Consider the following 17450-nt stretch of genomic DNA (forward strand, 5'->3'; position numbering starts at 1 on the left):
AACCGCATGTCATTCTGTATCGATACGCTTATTTTTGTACACCATTTTGCCTCCTATTCTGAGAATGGGAGGCTTTTTCATGTCTCCTGATACGAAAGGAGAGGGTTGGATGTTACTGAGAGCCCACCAATTAAAAGTATTTCGAAAGGATCGCTTGTTATTTGATATAGAGGAGCTGGCCATTCATCAAGGGGACCGAATCGGCCTTGTAGGGACGAATGGCAGTGGGAAAACGACATTGCTCCATGTACTGGCGGGGAGGGAAAAACCAGATAGCGGCACATTTGCACACACTACAACTTGTACGCTGCTTCCTCAACTAAAGACAGGAGATGGCAGACAAAGTGGCGGAGAGATGACTCAAGCTTATATTGAGAGAGCTTTAAGCCGGCCTTCTGCCCTTTTATTAGCCGATGAACCCACGACTCACTTAGATACGGAGCATATTGAGTGGCTAGAAGAAAAGCTTCGTTATCATCAAGGTGCTCTGATTGTCGTCTCGCATGACCGTGCTTTTTTAGATGCGTTATGTACAGACATTTGGGAATTAGAAGATGGGAAGCTCAAACTATACAAAGGCAACTACAGCGATTTTGCCCGGCAAAAAGAACTCGAACATCGTCAGCACGTGGAGGCGTACGAGGCGTATACCCAGAAGAAAAAACAGTTAGAACATGCACTGCAAAAGAAAATGAAAAAAGCCGACAAAGCGACAAAGCCATCTCCAAAGCTGAAATCCTCGGGGCCTAAAATTGCAAAGCCTTATTATGCAAACAAGCAAAAAAAGCTTCAAAAAACAGCCAAATCCATCGAAACAAGAATGGAGAAATTAGAAAAGGTGGAGAAGGTAAAGGAAGCCCAGTCTCTTCAAATGACGCAGCACACCATGAAGGAAGTGGCAAGCCGCACCATTTTTCGTGTCGAACATGTAGATGGCAAGGCAGGAGATAAAGTCCTTTGGAAAAAGGCGAATGTAGAAGTGAGAGGCGGAGACAAAGTCGCGATCATTGGGAAGAATGGGAGCGGTAAAACGACATTTCTCCGAATGCTTGTAAACGGACATCCCGGGATTTTTCGTTCAGAAGCCGTGAAGATTGGTTATTTCAGCCAAGATCTTTCAGGACTGAATCTAGATGAATCGATCTTACAAAATGCACTGGAACAGGCGATTCAAGATGAGACGATCGTTCGCACCGTTTTAGCGAGACTTGGGTTTCGGGGAGACGATGTGTATAAGCTGACGAACGTATTAAGCGGCGGGGAACGGGTGAAGACGATGCTTGCCAAGCTGCTCGTCAGTGATGCCAATGTTCTGATGCTTGATGAACCGACGAACTTTTTAGACCTTGCGGCAGTTGAAGCGCTTGAAGGACTTTTAAAAGATTACCCGGGCACAGTTGTGTTTGTCTCCCACGACAGGAGGCTCATTGAGCAGGTGGCTACTCGTATTCTTCATGTGCACGAGGGGACCATTGAACGCTTTGATGGCACCTATGAAGAATATAAACAAAAGGAAGAAAAGCCAGTTGCTACAAAGAAAGAAGAAGAGCTCCTGCTGATTGATATGCAGCTGTCTGAAGTGCTCAGTCGTTTAAGCATCGAGCCTTCTCGTGAGCTTGAAGAGACGTTTCAAGCATTGTTAAAAAGAAAGAAGTTGTTAGAGTCATAAAAAAAAGCCCCTGTGTTTACTGTACAGGGGTCTGTTCGTTTCGTTCTTTTTTCAATTGTTCAAGTTCGCTGACTGTGACAAGCTGGTAGCCTTGTTTGGTGAGTTCATGTATGATCTTCACTGCTGCTCGAGCAGAGCTGTCATAAATATCGTGCATGAGTACGGTTTTGCCATCTGCTACATGTGAGAGAACATGGTTTGTGATCTGCTGGCTGTTGCGAATTTTCCAGTCTTCAGGATCGACATCCCACAATGAAACGTTCATGCCAACCGCTTGATTGATGTCGGGATTTGTTCCTCCATATGGCGGTCTAAAGTGCGTAGGAGTATAACCGCTGGCCTTTTCAATCAGTTTCTGCGTGTCTTTTACTTGTTTGACCGCTTCTTTTAGAGGGAGTCTCGTTAATAAAGGATGATTATATGAATGGTTTCCGATCTCATTTCCGCCCTTTAAAATGTCGGCAAGCATTCCAGGATAATACTGAACCCTGCTTCCTAATACGAAAAAGGTGGCGTGTCCTTTATTTTCCTTCAGCGCTGCTAAAATGGTTGAAGTTGTGGCTGGGTTTGGACCGTCATCAAATGTGAGTGCGATGGCTTTTTTATTCGGATCAAGCTTTGGCTTTTGCGGCAGCTTGACGGCTTTTCTTTTTGGATTTGGTTCTTTGATTTCATTCTGATTTTTGGTCTTATTCATATATTCCGGCTTCAAGATATCTTTTAGTAGCGTCTTTTTGATCGCCAGCGTTTGCGGACCTAAGTCCTTTGCGGCTACTTGAGAAGCTGGGAAATAGAACTCTATATATTTCTCTTTTAAGGCGAATTGACTGAAGTTTTGATCAGTAGGGGCTGTTCCTTTTTGAAGGAGTGATAGATCCTTAGACAAGGTTTTATCTTTTTTAAGCTCCGTGTATGTAATATAGGATAATTTTTTCAAATAGTCCTTTTTTGGTTGAAATAAATCTTTTGTGTCAAGAAAGTCTTTTTTCTGAAAATCGAAATTGATTGTGACGTGATGAGTGGTTCCATTTTGCTGACCTGTATATGTGTAGGTCGTAAAATAAATGGCCGCAGATTGTTTTGCATAGTGCACCATGTCATAGTCAATATTCAGTTCAAACCGTTTGTTTTCATCAATGTCCTTTGCTTCACTAAATGTCTTTTTGAAATGTTCTAATGCTGAATTCGCATAGCTTTGAATCTTGTCATCTAGCTTTTTTTGATGAAAAAGTGGATAGTTCACCGCATATCTCATAAACTTCCCGTCATTTACAAGAGTGACAATTTCAACATTTTTATAATTCGTATCCTGCTTCACATTTTTCTTCTCTGTACCGCTTGCTTGCTGATTTTGAAAGAATGCAACTGCTCCAATGACGATGGCAAGCGCAAATAGGATGATACTCCATTTTCCCTTTACTGACACAACTTTCAATTCTCCTCTCATGACGGGTCATTCTTTATCCTTTTGACATCTGTTTGTAATATTTTTATAACATTTGACTTACTTTTGTAATTTTAGGGGATTTTCATGCGGAATGTCAACTATTTTCCTATTAAAATACTGTAAAAATTGATAGGTCTTTCAGAACGATAAAAAGCAGAAGGAAAGAATTCTCTTATTTGCCGTCTACCAATACCTTCAATAATTAAAAAAATGAGCCGTACATTGATTTTTCAGAGGCTGACGGCTATAATTTTGATGATTATGATTCTCATTTTCAAACTGACTTTTAATGAAGAAAAGGATGACACCGATTTTGCCGGATAAGCGAACATCTCAACAAAAACGATCATCACCTATTTTGTTCTTTTTATTGTTTTTTCTCGCTGTCATTGGTTTATTGGCGGCTATGTTTTTGGCTGTTTCCTACGGTGCAAAGTCATTGTCTTTGCAAACGGTCTGGACAGCTGTGTTTGACTATCAGTCTCATGTAACAGAGCAGCAGATCATTCATGAATTAAGGCTTCCTCGTGTGCTAGGAGCGGCGCTTGTTGGAGCGGCGTTTGCTGTGGCAGGTGCGCTCATGCAAGGCATTACAAGAAATCCGCTGGCAGATGCGGGGATATTAGGCATTAACGGCGGTGCGATGTTTGTAGTTGCTCTCTGTTTTGCTTTTTTTCCAGGAATGCCTTATTCGGCATTGATGTTATTTTCTTTTTTTGGTGCCGTTCTCAGTACACTGCTGATCTTTGCCATTGGGGCGGCTGGCGGCGTGCTGACCCCACTTCGGCTCACTGTAGCTGGAGCTGTTGTTGCCGCATTGCTGCATGCGCTAAGCTCAGGTATCGCCATTTACTTTGATCTCAGTCAGGATCTGGCTTTTTGGTATGCAGGGGGTGTGGCAGGTGTCAAATGGCCGCAGCTGATGATCCTTGCTCCAGTCATTCTCATTGTCATCGTTTGGGCGATGTTATTAGGACGATCCCTCTCGTTATTATCACTTGGTGAAGATGTAGCTGCGAATTTAGGGGTGAAAACCCGGCAAGTGCGAATACTAGGTATGGCAGCTGCGGTTCTGCTGGCAGGCGTTTCTGTATCGGCGGTTGGGTCTATTGGGTTTGTCGGACTTGTCATTCCGCATATTGCACGAAAGCTGGTTGGGGTCAATTATCGTTTCGTCATTCCGATGTCAGCGATTTTAGGCGCAATGCTTCTCGTCTTCGCTGATCTTGCCAGCCGGACAGTAAATCCGCCAAGAGAGCTTGCCATTGGCGTCATGGTGGCACTTGTTGGTGTTCCTTTCTTCTTATATATTGCCAGAAAAGAAGGGAGGAACCTGTCATGAAAGAGAAACGACGTGCTCTTGTCGTGACAGCCGTTTTGCTTTGTCTGAGTGCGGCTGTCGTGCTGTATAGTTTAAATACCGGCACGCTGAAACTCAGTCCTCTCGTTGTCGTCAAAACGTTATTTGGCTTTGGAGATTTCCAAAGTGAGACGGTGCTGTTTGATTATCGTCTGCCTCGAATCGTCGTGACGATACTAGCTGGAATAGGTCTAGGTATCGCAGGTGGCATTTTGCAGAGTTTATCCCGCAATCCACTGGCTGACCCTGGGATTATTGGTCTGAATGCAGGAGCCGCATTCGGCTTAATCATCTTTGTGACGTATTTTCACGTACTAGAAGGAAATCCATCTTTACTCATTCCGCTCTTTACGTTTGGTGGAGGTCTGCTTGCGGCGGCAGTCATCGTTCTTCTTGCGTACGACAGGCATGAAGGGCTTGTGCCTATCCGGCTGATCCTTGTTGGAATTGCCGTAGCTGCGGGGTTTAGTGCATTGACGTTATATTTGTCATTGAAACTGGATGAAGATACATACACCTTCGCTTCAAGGTGGCTTGTGGGAAATGTATGGGGAAGAGACTGGATTCATGTGCTTGCGCTCCTACCTTGGATCGTATGTCTTGTCCCGCTTACGCTCATGCAGTCCAGCACACTCAATGCGTTAACATTAGGTGATGCCGTCGCCTCAAGTGTCGGAGTACGTGTAGAGCGCAAACGACTTTTTCTTCTCACCTTAGCTGTTGGTCTAGCGAGTGCAAGTGTATCGATGACAGGCGGAATTGGTTTTATTGGCCTTGTTGCACCTCATTTGGCAAGGCGTCTTGTCGGCTCACTGCACCAATATTTTTTACCAGTGAGCGCCTTGCTCGGATTGTTGATTTTGGTCAGTGCTGATACACTCGGACGTTCCATATTTGCCCCAAATGCCATCCCAGCGGGTGTGGTTGTGGCTTTTATCGGAGCACCTTATTTTCTCTATTTACTAACAAAAACAAAATAAGAAAGAGGAACTCATCATGAAAAAAGTACTTGTGTTTGGTTTAACGCTCTGTTTCTTGATTCTGGCCGCTTGTGGTCAACAGGAAACAAAGAAGACAACAAATCAAGATGAAAACGGAACACCTAAGATTGCGTCCTTGTCGATTCATTTAACAAATGACTTATTAGCACTCGGGATAAAACCTGCTGGCTCTGTTGTAGGGGGAGACTTAAAAGATTTCCTTCCACATGCGAAAAAGCAGCTTAGCCAAACGAAAAAGCTGGGCATCGCAGCAGATCCTGATATGGAGTCATTGCTTGCTTTAAAACCAGATGTCATTTACGTCGATGAAGAACTGGCTGGACAAGACTTATCAAAATACAAGAAAATCGCCAAAACCGAAGTGTTTAATTTAAATGATGGCACATGGCGTGATCATTTGAAAAAAATCGGCAAGCTCGTCAATAAAGAAAAAGAAGCCGATCAATATATTAAGGACTACAATCAAGAAGCAAAAGAAGTCAAATCACTCATCCAGAAAAAGATTGGAAATGGAAAAGTGATGGCGATTCGTGTAACAGCAAAAGAGCTTCGAGTATTTAGTATGAAACGTCCGATGGGTCCAATTTTATACGATGATTTAGGACTGACACCTGTAGATGGTGTGAAAAAACTGGACAGCAAACGTCCATTTGAAGTCATTTCTCAAGAAGTGCTTCCTGACTTTGATGCAGATGCTATTTTTGTCGTCGTGAACCGTGATGATAAGGCGCAACAGGCATTCAAACAGTTAGAGCAGACGCCGATTTGGAAAGGCCTAAAAGCCGTGAAGAAAAACCAAGTGTATCCGATTGCAGATCAGCCATGGTTAGATTATTCAGCTCTAGGAAACAAAATGGCAATGGATGAAGCAAAAAAGATGTTCTCTAAATAAACAGCAGATAAATCAAGGCATCATTCCGCATCTAGGAATGATGTCTCTTTTTTTGATTCGTTCTTCTATTCATTCGCTTTTTGCATACATATGAGAGGGAACGAGCAGTATCGCCCGTATGAAAGGATAAGGGGAGGGGTTACAGTTGAAGGTTCAAAAAATTAGTGCAGGCACTATTGCGAGGCTTGTGCTGCTTTTATTGGCACTTGTGAACAGCGCTCTCACTGCTGCAGGAAAAAGCCCAATTCCAATTGATGAAGAAGGTGTGCAGCAATTCATTACGTTAGCCTTTCTTGGCATCACATCACTATGGGCCTATTGGAAGAACAATGATATTACGAAAAAAGCACGAACCAAAAAAGAAGAATAACAGAAAACAGAGCCTTTTCATGCAAAAAGGCTCTCAGCATGTAGACAAACCCTCGCATTCGGTGTCAGTCCTGCGCGCTGGTGCTCGTCCTTACTAGACTGCAAAGGTTTTCTATCACGCTGAAAAGAAGACAAAGGGCTAAAATAAGTTCATTTTAGCCCTTTGTCCATAAACTGAAAAGAGCCTTTTCATATAAAAAGGCTCTATTTCATCGAAGCGACAAGCGCCTCTCCCCGCAAATTGGTTTGATCTCAGTGGCTTACGCCCGGTGTTCTCCCATATTGGTAAGAAACGCTTTCACTTCCTCGATGGTTAAGCCAATGGCCTTTGCTTCACTCATGAGACGCTTCCATTCTGACATATTTGAGTCGGTCAGCTTTCTATGATGGACATGTAACGTCTTTCCTTCCTGCTCCTTTCTGTAGGTTTGGAGCAGCTGATACAGTTCTTCTTTAGGCATGCCAGATTGGACGGCATGAACGATATGATCCCGCCACTCCTGTTCACCGCCCTCAGCGTAATGAAACATCATCGTTTCTGCATCAAACAGCTCTTGTAAATCAATGTCTAGTGATGAGGATACCTTTTTTAAAAACTGGACAGATGGATTACGATGGACACCACGCTCAATTTTACTCAAATACGATTTAGAGACATGGGCATCTTCAGCCAGCTGCTGGATTGAGTATCCTTTCCTCTTTCGGTAAATGCGTATCACCTTTCCTATCATTCGATATATGATCTCCCTTCTCCCCGGCGAATCGTTCTGCGACCTTTTCGTTCATTATAAGAAATAAATTGTTCTTTATAAAATTCAAAAACGTAAGAAACAGGAAGTAAACAAAAGAAAACGAACGATTTCGTTCTTTAAAAAGAACTATAAGACCTATTATGACATTTTTCTTTGCGGGTATTATCTTTTATAATCCAATCATTAACAAAAAGAAACCATATATAACCTTTTTATGATGAAATCGGGAGGTATCTATGAATGAGAATATAGGTTTTAAGCAGCTGTTTTCTGTCATAAAAGAGAAAATGGCCCTTCTGATCCTGATTGTCCTGATCGTAACGGGCATTTCAGCCTACTATCAGTTCTATGTCTCGACTCCTGTATATCAGGCAACCACTCAAATTCTTGTTCATAAACGAAGCAATGATGCACAAGCGAATTTAAACGATATTCAGATGAACCTTCAATATACACGTACCTTTCAAGTCCTATTAAAAAGTCCAATCGTTATTGAAAAAGTAAAAGAAACACTCAATCTTACAGAATCGGCGGAAGGATTAAAACACAAAATTGCCACAAGTACAGAAAATGAGTCAGAGGTCATAAATATTTCTGTACAAGATGAGGACCGAGCGAAGGCAGTAGCCATTGCGAATACAGCCACAGAGGTGCTGCAAGAAGAAATCAAAAAAACCATGAATATGGATCGCATTAATGTTTTGTCTGAAGCCAAGCTGTCCAACACGATACTAATGAACTCACGTAAATTCGTTCACATCGTTCTGGCACTAGGCGCCTCTGTATTAGGGGGAATGACACTCATTTTCTTAATGAATTTACTCGATGATACGGTGAAACGAACACATCAAATAAGAGAAGAGATCGGATTGCCGTCGCTCGGTAGTGTCTATCAGATGCATGCAGACAGGAGGGCAAAAAAAGACAAGCAGTCCGTCATAACGGGAGGACAGAACATTGATTTTTAAGAGGAAAAAACGAGAAAAAAGAGATTTATCCTGTATTTCTGTATTAAATCCTCACTCTGTCATTGCGGAACAATTCCGAACGATCCGAACGAACATCGAATTCACGTCGATTCAAACGAGGCTGAAGTCGATATTGGTCACATCCTCCTTGCCGAAGGAAGGAAAATCATTTACGGCTGCAAACTTGGCAGCTGTTTTTGCACAGCAGAAAAAACGGGTTTTGCTCATGGATGCTGATTTACGTAAACCAGCCATTCATGAATATTTTGATCTGAGTCCGCACACCGGTTTGACCAATGTGCTATTAAATAATTGCAGTTTGGAGGAAGCTATTTTGCCTACTCCGATTGAGCATTTAGAGCTGCTTCCGAGTGGGACCATTCCGCCAAATCCCGCTGAGCTGCTTTCCTCCTCTGTGATGAAGCAGCTATTTTACGAGATTGAGCAGCAGTATGACATGGTGATTGTTGATTCCACACCGCTTCTGCCTGTAGCCGATGCAAAAATATTAGCGAACCGAACGGATGGAAGCATTCTTGTGGTTTTAAGCGGTAAAACGAAGATTGCCGCTGTGAAGAAATCAAAAGAAGTATTAGAGGGGACGACAGGGAAACTGCTTGGGGCGATGCTAAATGGCAAGAAAGTGAAAAAGGGAAGGCACTATATGTATTAAAGAGATTGATAGGTGATGTCTCCTAATCTTTAACAACGGAGGCACTCGATCCTGCTGTGGGCATGACATATGCCTTAGATGCTCGTCATCGGTAGTGGGATGTGAGGACGGGTTTGATGCCCATTTTACGTAAGAATAGTGATGTTTTAAAAAGGGGGAGGAGCGTTGACTTACGCCCAAAGATTATCAATCATCGTGGCACTAGATTCATATCTCATCTTAGTTGCCGTCTTTTTTGGCTTTCAATTTGTCCAAGAGGCGGCGTTAACCGTATATACATTTGAAATGCTCGTCATTTCTTCGCTCAGTCTACTGATCGGGCACCATTTGTTTTCGTATATTTTTCACGTGTACAAGCAAGTATGGGCCTATACAGGGGTTAGAGAGCTATTTTCTTTAATGAAGACCTTTGCGTGTTCATTTTTATTTTCCATGACGATGCTGTACATTTTTGTGCAGACATGGCCATTTCGCTTTTTATTTATTGTCTGGCTTTTCCATGTGTTATTCATCGGTGCATCACGAATGGCATCCAGGCTGTTTCATGATGGTGCCAAGCGGTTTCAAGTTGAAAAGGAGCGGGCACTAATCATTGGCGCTGGATCAGCCGGGACCATTATCGTTCGTCAGCTTCAGCAGTCGAGTGATGTACATATTGAGCCGGTCGCTTTCATTGATGATGACAAAACAAAGCATAAGCTTGAAATTATGGGGCTGCCTGTTCTTGGGGGAAAAGAACATATTCAAACGGCTGTTGCGATGATGGATATTCAAAAAATCATTATTGCTATTCCATCCAAAAGCAGTCACACATTAAAAGGACTATATAAGGAATGTGTAGCGACTGGAATCAAAACACAGATTATGCCGGAAATGGAACAGATTTTAAAAGGAACCCATGCGCTGAATCAATTGCGGGATGTACAGCCAGAGGATTTGCTTGGAAGAGAGCCGATTCAATTAGATACAAGCAGTCTATCCGTTCACCTAAAAGGAAAAACGATTATGGTGACAGGAGCTGGCGGGTCTATCGGGTCAGAAATCTGTCGTCAAATTTGTGTATTTTCCCCTCGGGCGATTGTGCTTGTGGGACATGGAGAATTTAGCATTCATTCTATTTTACTAGAGCTGAAAGAATTGTATGGAGACAGCATTAGCCTATATCCACAAATTGCGGATATTCAAGATAAACAAAAAATGAGTGAAATCGTTGGTCATTTTCAGCCGGATATGATTTATCATGCCGCTGCGCATAAACATGTCCCGCTCATGGAAATCAGCCCGAAAGAAGCGGTGAAAAACAATATCATCGGGACAAAAAATGTGGCAGAAGCTGCACATGAGCACGGAGTTGAAACATTTGTCCTCATCTCATCTGACAAAGCGGTCAACCCTGCCAATGTGATGGGAGCGACAAAGCGGTTTGCTGAAATGGTGATTATGCAAATGGGGGCAAGCAGTGAAACGAAATTTGTCGCCGTCCGGTTTGGGAATGTACTCGGAAGCAGGGGGAGCGTCATTCCGATCTTTAAAAAACAAATTGAAAAAGGCGGGCCAGTGACCGTCACGCACCCAGCCATGACAAGATATTTTATGACGATACCAGAAGCATCAAGGCTTGTTATTCAAGCTGGTGCACTAGCAGAAGGAAGGCAGATTTTTGTTTTAGACATGGGGGAGCCAGTCAAAATTGTCGACCTCGCAGAAAACCTCATTCACCTCTCAGGCTACACCACAGACCAGATTCCAATCACATTTACGGGGATTCGTCCCGGAGAGAAAATGTACGAGGAGTTACTCAACCAGCATGAAAAAGCACAGGAGCAAATTTTCCCGAAAATCCATATCGGGCATGCCTTGGATGGTGATCCGTATGTGCTGAACCGCTTTATTCACGAATTTAATATGATGAGTGACGATCAATTAAGACAGGCCTTGTTTGCCGCCATTGAGTCGCATGATGTATTGCCTGAACCGATGCAACGAGAGGAGGAGCCACTTGCTAATGAAGAAAAAAGTCTTGTTTTGCGCAACGGTTGATTATCATTTTAAGGCGTTCCATCTCCCGTATTTCAGATGGTTTCAGGAACAAGGATGGGAAGTGCATACAGCGGCAAATGGCCAGCTGGAGCTACCGTATGTGGATCAAACGCATTCCATTCCGATTCAGCGTTCCCCTTTTCATTTGCACAACCGGCTCGCTTATGTGGAGCTGAAAAAGCTGTTAGAAAAAGAGCATTATCAGTTCATCCATTGTCACACACCGATGGGGAGTGTCATTGGCAGGCTAGCGGCCAAAGGGACGCGCAAAAAAGGGACGAAAGTTCTTTACACAGCGCATGGGTTTCACTTTTGGAAGGGGGCACCGCTTCAAAATTGGCTGCTTTATTATCCAGTTGAGAGATGGCTCGTTCAATATACGGATGCACTCATCACCATTAATGGAGAAGACTATGAAAGAGCCGATCGTCTGTCAAAAGAGAAGGCGGCTGTGCATTATGTTCCCGGTATGGGTGTCGATATGAAGCGATTTGCACCAGTTGATGACAAAGAAAAAGACCGCCTTCGTAAAGCATATGGTTTTACCACGCAAGATTTTATCGTGCTGTGTGCTGGTGAATTAAATGACAATAAAAATCAAGGAATGCTCATCAAAGCTTGCGCTCAGGTGTATCGGAATATACCACATGTGAAAATTGTATTTGCTGGAGAAGGGACAAGTCGGTCGTCCTATGAAAAGCTGGTCTGTCAGCTGAATCTTGAGGAACATGTACAGTTTGCGGGATTTTGCAAACACATCGAAGATTGGATGCATCTGAGCGATGTCTGTGTATCAACCAGCTTGAGAGAAGGACTTGGGATGAATCTTCTTGAAGCGATGTCTGCTGAAAAGCCGGTGATTGCAACAGAAAATAGAGGGCATTGTGAGCTCGTCAAACATGGAGTGAACGGCTTTTTAGTCAAACCGAATGATGTGAATGGTTTAGCCGTTTATTTACAGCAGCTCTATCATAAAAAGGACCAGCTTCACCTAATGGGGAAAGCGGGACGTTCTATGGCTCACGCATTTGCACAGGAGCAGACGGTAAGTGCAATGGAGGAAATTTACACAACGTATATGGACCAAAAAGAGAAGGTGATGTGAGCATGCGTCAGCCGAAAGTATCGATTATCATGGGTGTTTACAATTGCCAAGAGACAGTAGAAGAAAGCATTGAATCGATTCTCCGTCAAACCTATGAAAACTGGGAGCTCATCATATGTGATGATGCATCAACAGATGGCACCTATGAAAAAGTGCTGCACTATACCATACGTGATCCAGATAGAATTCGCCTCATTCAAAACGAACACAATCAAAGACTTGCCGCCAGTTTAAATCGTTGTCTCACTGAAGCGAATGGAGAACTGATTGCAAGACAGGATGGCGACGATATATCAGTGTCTACACGATTAGAAAAACAGGTTCATTTCCTTGAAACACATCCAGAATATGATGTGGTTGGTACGGCGATGACGGTGTTTGATGAGTCAGGGGCGAAGGGCGTTCGAGCCCTTGTCTCAGAGCCTAATCGAAGGGTGCTAGCAAGAGGAACGCCTTTTTGTCATGGGACGATTATGATGAGAGCGTCTGCCTACAAGGCTTTAAATGGCTATCGTTCTGTAAAAACAACCAGACGGATGGAAGATATCGATCTTTGGATTCGTTTTTTTGCTGCGGGGAGAAAAGGCTTTAATCTGCAAGAGCCCTTATACCTTGTAAGGGAGGATGAAGCGGCCTTTCAGCGCCGGAAATTCCGATATTCAATGGATAATGCTTGGCTTGTGTTAAAAGCATGCAAGCAATTAAAATTGTCGCCGTTTGATTATCTCTTTGCGCTTAAGCCGGTCATCCGTGCCTGTATGTCACCAAAGATCATGAGGTTTTATCATCAGCGGAAACTTGGAGGATCTATGGTGAAAAGGAGGACGATTCGGGATGAGTGAGCCAAAGCGTGTACTTCATGTTGTGGGCGGAATGAACAGAGGCGGAGCAGAAACGATGATCATGAATATCTATCGTGCAATCGACCGGAATGTTCTTCAATTTGATTTCATTACCCACCGGGAGGATGTCTGTGATTACGATGAGGAAATTCGTCAGCTTGGCGGGCGGATTTTTTATGTCCCAAGTATTGGAGCATCCTCTCCATGGACGTTTGTCAAAACGTTGACGAAGACGATCAAGCAAACGGGACCTTATCAGGCGGTGCATGCACATACAGATTTTCAAACGGGCTTTTCTGCCCTTGCTGCGAAACTGGCAGGTGTGAAGATACGCATTTGCCATTCACATAATACGGCTTGGAAACAGTCTCCTAGCCGGGTTGATCATTTGATGCTCAAAGGGTTTCGTCAGCTGATCTTTGCCTTTTCTACGCAGCTTGTTGCATGCGGTGAAGATGCCGGTGTCTTTTTATTTGGGCAAAAAAGAATGCACGATGGACGAGTGGACATTTTGCCAAATGGGATTGATTTGGACCTTTTTTTTCAGTTGGAGCCAGAAGCGAAGGTGAAGATGAAAAAAGACCTCCATCTTCATGAGAGAAAACTGATCATTGGGCATATTGGCCGATTTCATGAGCAGAAAAATCATGTTTTTTTCATCGAGTTAGCGCAGACACTGAAAAAACAAGGGGTCTCCTTTCAGCTAGTTCTCATAGGAGATGGGCCGCTCCGGCCAGTGGTTGAATCATATGCAGAGAAAGCAGGATTAATGGAAGACATTGTGTTTACGGGCGTTGTCTCAGAGGTTCCGCAGTATATGAAAGCATTTGATGTGTTTGTGATGCCGTCTTTGTTTGAAGGTCTTCCTCTCGTATTAGTGGAAGCGCAGGCATCTGGACTCCCATGTGTGATTTCAGATCATATCACAAAGGAAGTCGATTTAGGCTGTGGGCTTGTGAAACGGAAATCCTTGCAAGATTCAGCACATGAGTGGATGAAAGCCATACTAGAAGCCTACCATGCAGACCCTCCTCTTCAGGAGACGATTATTTCTCAGCTTGGCCTTAGAGGATTTGATGTAAAACAGAACATCACCCGTGTGATGAATGTGTATGGATTGTAAGGAAGGATTGGCAGATGGCGGTTTATTTGGTGAACATGATCATGGTCTATTTATGGTCGAGCTTTGCTGCATTTTATGGCAGACGTGATGATACCATACAAAGCGGCTGGCGGCCGAACAAGCTTCTGGTGTTTTTTCCATTTTTATTTCTTTGTATTGTGGCGGGCATACGTTACAAAGTAGGAACTGATTTTGTAACCTATGGACAAATGTATGAGTTCTCTGTCAACTATGACAAGCCTTGGCATATTTTCGGATTCGGTGTAGACAAGGCCGCCACTGATCCGGGCTTTACATTGATCTTATGGATGCTCAATCAACTATCACATGAGCCGCAAATCATGTATATCACAGTTGGGATCATCACCTATTTTTTTATTATCAAAACACTTGTGCGATATGGACGACCATTTGAGCTTAGTATGCTGCTATTTCTCGGCACATTTCATTATTACGCTTCGTTTAATGGCATGCGGCAGTATATGGTGGCGGCGATTCTTTTTTATGCCATCCGGTTTGTCATCAAAGGTCAGTGGAAATGGTATTTTCCGCTCGTGCTTGTATGCGCGCTGTTTCATTCATCGGCACTCATTATGATTCCAGTCTATTTCATTGTCAGAACAAAGGCATGGTCTTGGATGATGTTTGTGTTATGTATGATTTTTCTAGGCTTAACCGCTCTGTATGACCGCTTTGTCTCCGTGTTTGTGGTGATGCTGCAAGGGAGTTCTTATGGTCATTACGAGGAGTGGCTGACAACGAATACGAATGGAATGAATGTGACGAAAATTGGTGTCTTGATTTTGCCGTTATTGCTTGCGTTCTTTTGTCGAAAACGACTTCGTGAGCTGACGCCAGAGAGTGATTATATTGTGAATTTTTGCTTGCTTGGATTTTTGTTTGGCATCCTTGCAACGAAGGATGTCATTTATGCAAGATTTCATATTTACTTTGGTCTGTATCAGCTCATTTTACTGCCTTATTTCACACGGATTTTTGATCAGCGAACCAATTTCTTTATGTATATCGGAATTGCGGTTTGCTATATTTTGTACAGCATCATGCTGATGCCGTTTGATTCTTCTGTTTTACCGTACCGAACGATTTTTACAAAGTAGATTTGAAGAAAGGTGGGGCTTGCTGTCATGCCAGCTATCAGTCTATTGGTCGCAGTCTATAACACTAGTCAATATGTGGAGCAGTGTCTTCAATCGATTGCAGACCAAAGCTTTTCAGATATAGAGGTCATCCTTATTAACGATGGATCTACCGATCACAGTGGAGACATCCTTGAAGCGTTTGCTGCGCGTGATGAGCGATTTCGGGTGATTCACCAAACCAATCAAGGGCTGGGAGCGGTGAGGAACAGGGGCATAGAAGAAGCAACAGGAACGTATCTTGCCTTTGTTGATTCAGACGATGTTCTCGCTCCTCAATACTGTGAGGCTTTATATCAAAAAGCCGAAAACACCGGTGCCGATCTTGTTGTCAGTGAATATTGGATTCAGTTTGAACAGTCAAAACGGATCATACCGACGACGCTGTTAGCTCAGCAGGAAGCCGATAAGACAAGTTTAATAGAATCGTTATTACATGGTGAGATCACGGGATTCTCATGGAATAAGCTGTATCGGCGGGCGTTTATCGAAAAGCATCATATCCGTTTTCCGTTGAGAGGTGAGCTTGAGAATATTGAAGATCAATATGTCACGCTGCGCTGTTTTTCTTTATCACGTGTCATTGCCTTTGTTCATGAGCCGCTTTATTATTACCGGGTTCATTTATCATCCATTGTCCAGCGATATCAAAAGCAGTATTTTCAGCATGGACTGGCATTTTATGACGCGCAGCGTTTGTTTTTAAAAGAGCATGATGAGCTGACACCATATGAGAAGGCTTTTTATTTTTTTATCGTGAATCATACGCTGCATTGTATGCTCAATGAATGGAAGAGCCAAAATTCCCTTTCCTTTAAAAAAAAGCTTGGTCATATGCGTGAAATGGTGACACATGAAGCTTTTCAGAAGGCTGTGAAACAAGTGGAACCATCGAAGCTGACTGTGCGAAAGCGAATGATCTTATTCCTTGCTAGGATGCAGTGGGTGTATCCGCTCTCTGCCGCAGCTTCAAGCTATCAAAAATGGATTGAATATCAAACGAGAAAATCGGGGTGATGAGTGTGACATTGCAGCAATTAAAAGCACATACCGCAGAGTGGCTGCTCTTAAAGGTCAAGTATCCACTTCAATATAGGTTGAGCCGCCAAAGACTGCCAGAGCTGCGTCATCAGAAGAAAATCATTCTCACGCTGCTGCCGGCACATGACAACTTAGGTGATCACGCGATTGCCTATGCCAGCTGCTGTTTTCTACAAAAGCACTTTCCAGACTATCAAATCATAGAAGTAGACATGCAGGAGATGTATCGTCTAGCACGTCCGCTGAAGCACGCACGGCACCCAGAGGACATTGTCTGTATCATCGGCGGGGGCAACATGGGCGATTTATATCGATATGAAGAATGGACAAGACAATTTATCATGAACGCCTTTAAGTCTTATCCCGTCATTCAGCTGCCCGCTACTGCTCATTTTACAGAAACAAAGAGAGGGAAAAGAGAAGAACGCCGCGCTATTCAAGCATATCAGCAACACCCGAGGCTTCTCTTGATGGCAAGAGATCAAACCACCTATCAATGGATGAAGAAGCATTTTCCTAATAAAGAGGTGTGGAAACAGCCTGATATGGTCCTGACATTAGACGAAACATCAAAGAGGCAAACCCGTAAAGGAGTGCTGCTTTGTCTGCGTGAGGATAAGGAGGCGTATCTCACGAAAGAGAAACGAAAACAACTGCAGGAGCATATCAAAGAAACGTATGATCAAGTTGGTTTTATCACAACGACCATTGGGAAGCGAGTGAATCGAACGACTCGTTTAGAGGAATTATCCACGCTATGGACGCAGTTGAGACAGGCACAAGTCGTCGTGACAGATCGACTGCATGGCATGATCTTTTGTGCGATCACACATACACCGTGTGTTGTCATCAGGTCGTTTGATCATAAAGTCATGGAAGGATATGAATGGGTAGCGCACTTGCCGTTTATGACCCTGTTGAAGGAACCAACGGAGGAAGCGGTGGAAAAGGCCATTCATCAGCATATGAAAACAAGCGGACAAAAGGGAGAAGAAGTTGGATGAAGGCCCT

16 protein-coding genes are annotated in these 17450 nt (G+C 43.4%); 14 read left to right on the forward strand and 2 right to left on the reverse strand.

The features are described 5' to 3' along the window. The first annotated feature begins 109 nt into the window (after positions 1 to 109). Complete coding sequence (gene abc-f / locus ACTJJQ_RS07445; RefSeq protein ID WP_440600082.1) at positions 110 to 1669, forward strand: ribosomal protection-like ABC-F family protein; 1560 nt, start codon at positions 110 to 112, stop codon at positions 1667 to 1669. Positions 1670 to 1685: 16 nt separating this feature from the next. Here abc-f and ACTJJQ_RS07450 read toward each other — a convergent pair whose 3' ends face one another. Beyond that, positions 1686 to 3095, reverse strand: coding sequence for a polysaccharide deacetylase family protein (locus ACTJJQ_RS07450; protein ID WP_440600083.1), 1410 nt, complete (start codon positions 3093 to 3095; stop codon positions 1686 to 1688). A gap of 310 nt (positions 3096 to 3405) precedes the next feature. Between ACTJJQ_RS07450 and ACTJJQ_RS07455 the strand changes: the two genes are divergently transcribed. The 4 genes from ACTJJQ_RS07455 to ACTJJQ_RS07470 all read left to right on the forward strand — a co-directional run bounded on the left by ACTJJQ_RS07455 (position 3406) and on the right by ACTJJQ_RS07470 (position 6739). Then, entirely contained in the window at positions 3406 to 4458 is a 1053-nt protein-coding gene (locus tag ACTJJQ_RS07455) for a FecCD family ABC transporter permease (RefSeq protein ID WP_038475387.1), read from the forward strand. Next, entirely contained in the window at positions 4455 to 5456 is a 1002-nt protein-coding gene (locus ACTJJQ_RS07460) for a FecCD family ABC transporter permease (RefSeq protein WP_025208010.1), read from the forward strand. Before ACTJJQ_RS07455 ends, ACTJJQ_RS07460 begins: the two co-directional genes overlap by 4 nt. Before the next feature lie 16 nt (positions 5457 to 5472). Continuing rightward, on the forward strand, positions 5473 to 6369 hold the full coding sequence (locus tag ACTJJQ_RS07465; RefSeq protein WP_007500130.1) for an iron-hydroxamate ABC transporter substrate-binding protein: 897 nt from the start codon (positions 5473 to 5475) through the stop codon (positions 6367 to 6369). Between the two features lie 145 nt (positions 6370 to 6514). Further along, entirely contained in the window at positions 6515 to 6739 is a 225-nt protein-coding gene (locus ACTJJQ_RS07470; protein ID WP_008347764.1) for a phage holin, read from the forward strand. A 259-nt stretch (positions 6740 to 6998) separates the two neighbouring features. On the opposite strand, the gene slrR is transcribed toward ACTJJQ_RS07470, so the two are convergent. Beyond that, positions 6999 to 7469, reverse strand: coding sequence for an HTH-type transcriptional regulator SlrR (gene slrR / locus ACTJJQ_RS07475; RefSeq protein ID WP_007500131.1), 471 nt, complete (start codon positions 7467 to 7469; stop codon positions 6999 to 7001). Between the two features lie 257 nt (positions 7470 to 7726). On the opposite strand from slrR, the gene ACTJJQ_RS07480 reads away from it, so the two are divergent. The 9 genes from ACTJJQ_RS07480 (at position 7727) to ACTJJQ_RS07520 (ending at position 17443) form a co-directional block, all read left to right on the forward strand. Continuing rightward, the gene (locus ACTJJQ_RS07480; protein WP_025208009.1) at positions 7727 to 8458 is read left to right on the forward strand and encodes a YveK family protein; all 732 of its coding nucleotides are present in this window, start codon (positions 7727 to 7729) and stop codon (positions 8456 to 8458) included. After that, a complete protein-coding gene (locus ACTJJQ_RS07485) occupies positions 8448 to 9131 on the forward strand; it encodes a CpsD/CapB family tyrosine-protein kinase (RefSeq protein WP_008347761.1) in 684 nt (227 codons plus the stop codon). The genes ACTJJQ_RS07480 and ACTJJQ_RS07485 overlap by 11 nt, the downstream gene beginning before the upstream one ends. A gap of 165 nt (positions 9132 to 9296) precedes the next feature. Next, the gene (locus ACTJJQ_RS07490) at positions 9297 to 11171 is read left to right on the forward strand and encodes a polysaccharide biosynthesis protein (RefSeq protein ID WP_268382114.1); all 1875 of its coding nucleotides are present in this window, start codon (positions 9297 to 9299) and stop codon (positions 11169 to 11171) included. Further along, positions 11137 to 12276, forward strand: coding sequence for a glycosyltransferase family 4 protein (locus tag ACTJJQ_RS07495; protein ID WP_440600084.1), 1140 nt, complete (start codon positions 11137 to 11139; stop codon positions 12274 to 12276). Before ACTJJQ_RS07490 ends, ACTJJQ_RS07495 begins: the two co-directional genes overlap by 35 nt. A gap of 2 nt (positions 12277 to 12278) precedes the next feature. Beyond that, the gene (locus tag ACTJJQ_RS07500; protein WP_440600085.1) at positions 12279 to 13118 is read left to right on the forward strand and encodes a glycosyltransferase family 2 protein; all 840 of its coding nucleotides are present in this window, start codon (positions 12279 to 12281) and stop codon (positions 13116 to 13118) included. Next, positions 13111 to 14241 (forward strand): glycosyltransferase family 1 protein, encoded by a 1131-nt coding sequence (locus tag ACTJJQ_RS07505; RefSeq protein ID WP_440600086.1) that lies wholly within the window; start codon positions 13111 to 13113, stop codon positions 14239 to 14241. The genes ACTJJQ_RS07500 and ACTJJQ_RS07505 overlap by 8 nt, the downstream gene beginning before the upstream one ends. 14 nt (positions 14242 to 14255) lie before the next feature. After that, on the forward strand, positions 14256 to 15359 hold the full coding sequence (locus ACTJJQ_RS07510; protein ID WP_008347751.1) for an EpsG family protein: 1104 nt from the start codon (positions 14256 to 14258) through the stop codon (positions 15357 to 15359). A 27-nt stretch (positions 15360 to 15386) separates the two neighbouring features. Beyond that, positions 15387 to 16415 carry a glycosyltransferase family 2 protein gene (locus ACTJJQ_RS07515; RefSeq protein WP_440600087.1) on the forward strand — a complete coding sequence of 343 codons (1029 nt, stop codon included), beginning with the start codon at positions 15387 to 15389 and terminating at the stop codon, positions 16413 to 16415. Then, the gene (locus tag ACTJJQ_RS07520; RefSeq protein ID WP_440600088.1) at positions 16415 to 17443 is read left to right on the forward strand and encodes a polysaccharide pyruvyl transferase family protein; all 1029 of its coding nucleotides are present in this window, start codon (positions 16415 to 16417) and stop codon (positions 17441 to 17443) included. The genes ACTJJQ_RS07515 and ACTJJQ_RS07520 overlap by 1 nt, the downstream gene beginning before the upstream one ends. Positions 17444 to 17450 lie beyond the last annotated feature (7 nt).

It is taken from the genome of Bacillus sp. 22483 (genome assembly GCF_052044605.1).
GTDB lineage: Bacteria > Bacillota > Bacilli > Bacillales > Bacillaceae > Bacillus > Bacillus altitudinis.

Coding starts and splice junctions, on each gene's coding strand:
- abc-f (WP_440600082.1), top strand. CDS start 110: ATGTTACTGAGAGCCCACCAATTAAAAGTATTTCGAAAGGATCGCTTG.
- ACTJJQ_RS07455 (WP_038475387.1), top strand. CDS start 3,406: ATGAAGAAAAGGATGACACCGATTTTGCCGGATAAGCGAACATCTCAA.
- ACTJJQ_RS07460 (WP_025208010.1), top strand. CDS start 4,455: ATGAAAGAGAAACGACGTGCTCTTGTCGTGACAGCCGTTTTGCTTTGT.
- ACTJJQ_RS07465 (WP_007500130.1), top strand. CDS start 5,473: ATGAAAAAAGTACTTGTGTTTGGTTTAACGCTCTGTTTCTTGATTCTG.
- slrR (WP_007500131.1), bottom strand. CDS start 7,469: ATGATAGGAAAGGTGATACGCATTTACCGAAAGAGGAAAGGATACTCA.
- ACTJJQ_RS07480 (WP_025208009.1), top strand. CDS start 7,727: ATGAATGAGAATATAGGTTTTAAGCAGCTGTTTTCTGTCATAAAAGAG.
- ACTJJQ_RS07495 (WP_440600084.1), top strand. CDS start 11,137: ATGAAGAAAAAAGTCTTGTTTTGCGCAACGGTTGATTATCATTTTAAG.
- ACTJJQ_RS07500 (WP_440600085.1), top strand. CDS start 12,279: ATGCGTCAGCCGAAAGTATCGATTATCATGGGTGTTTACAATTGCCAA.
- ACTJJQ_RS07505 (WP_440600086.1), top strand. CDS start 13,111: ATGAGTGAGCCAAAGCGTGTACTTCATGTTGTGGGCGGAATGAACAGA.
- ACTJJQ_RS07510 (WP_008347751.1), top strand. CDS start 14,256: ATGGCGGTTTATTTGGTGAACATGATCATGGTCTATTTATGGTCGAGC.
- ACTJJQ_RS07515 (WP_440600087.1), top strand. CDS start 15,387: ATGCCAGCTATCAGTCTATTGGTCGCAGTCTATAACACTAGTCAATAT.
- ACTJJQ_RS07520 (WP_440600088.1), top strand. CDS start 16,415: ATGAGTGTGACATTGCAGCAATTAAAAGCACATACCGCAGAGTGGCTG.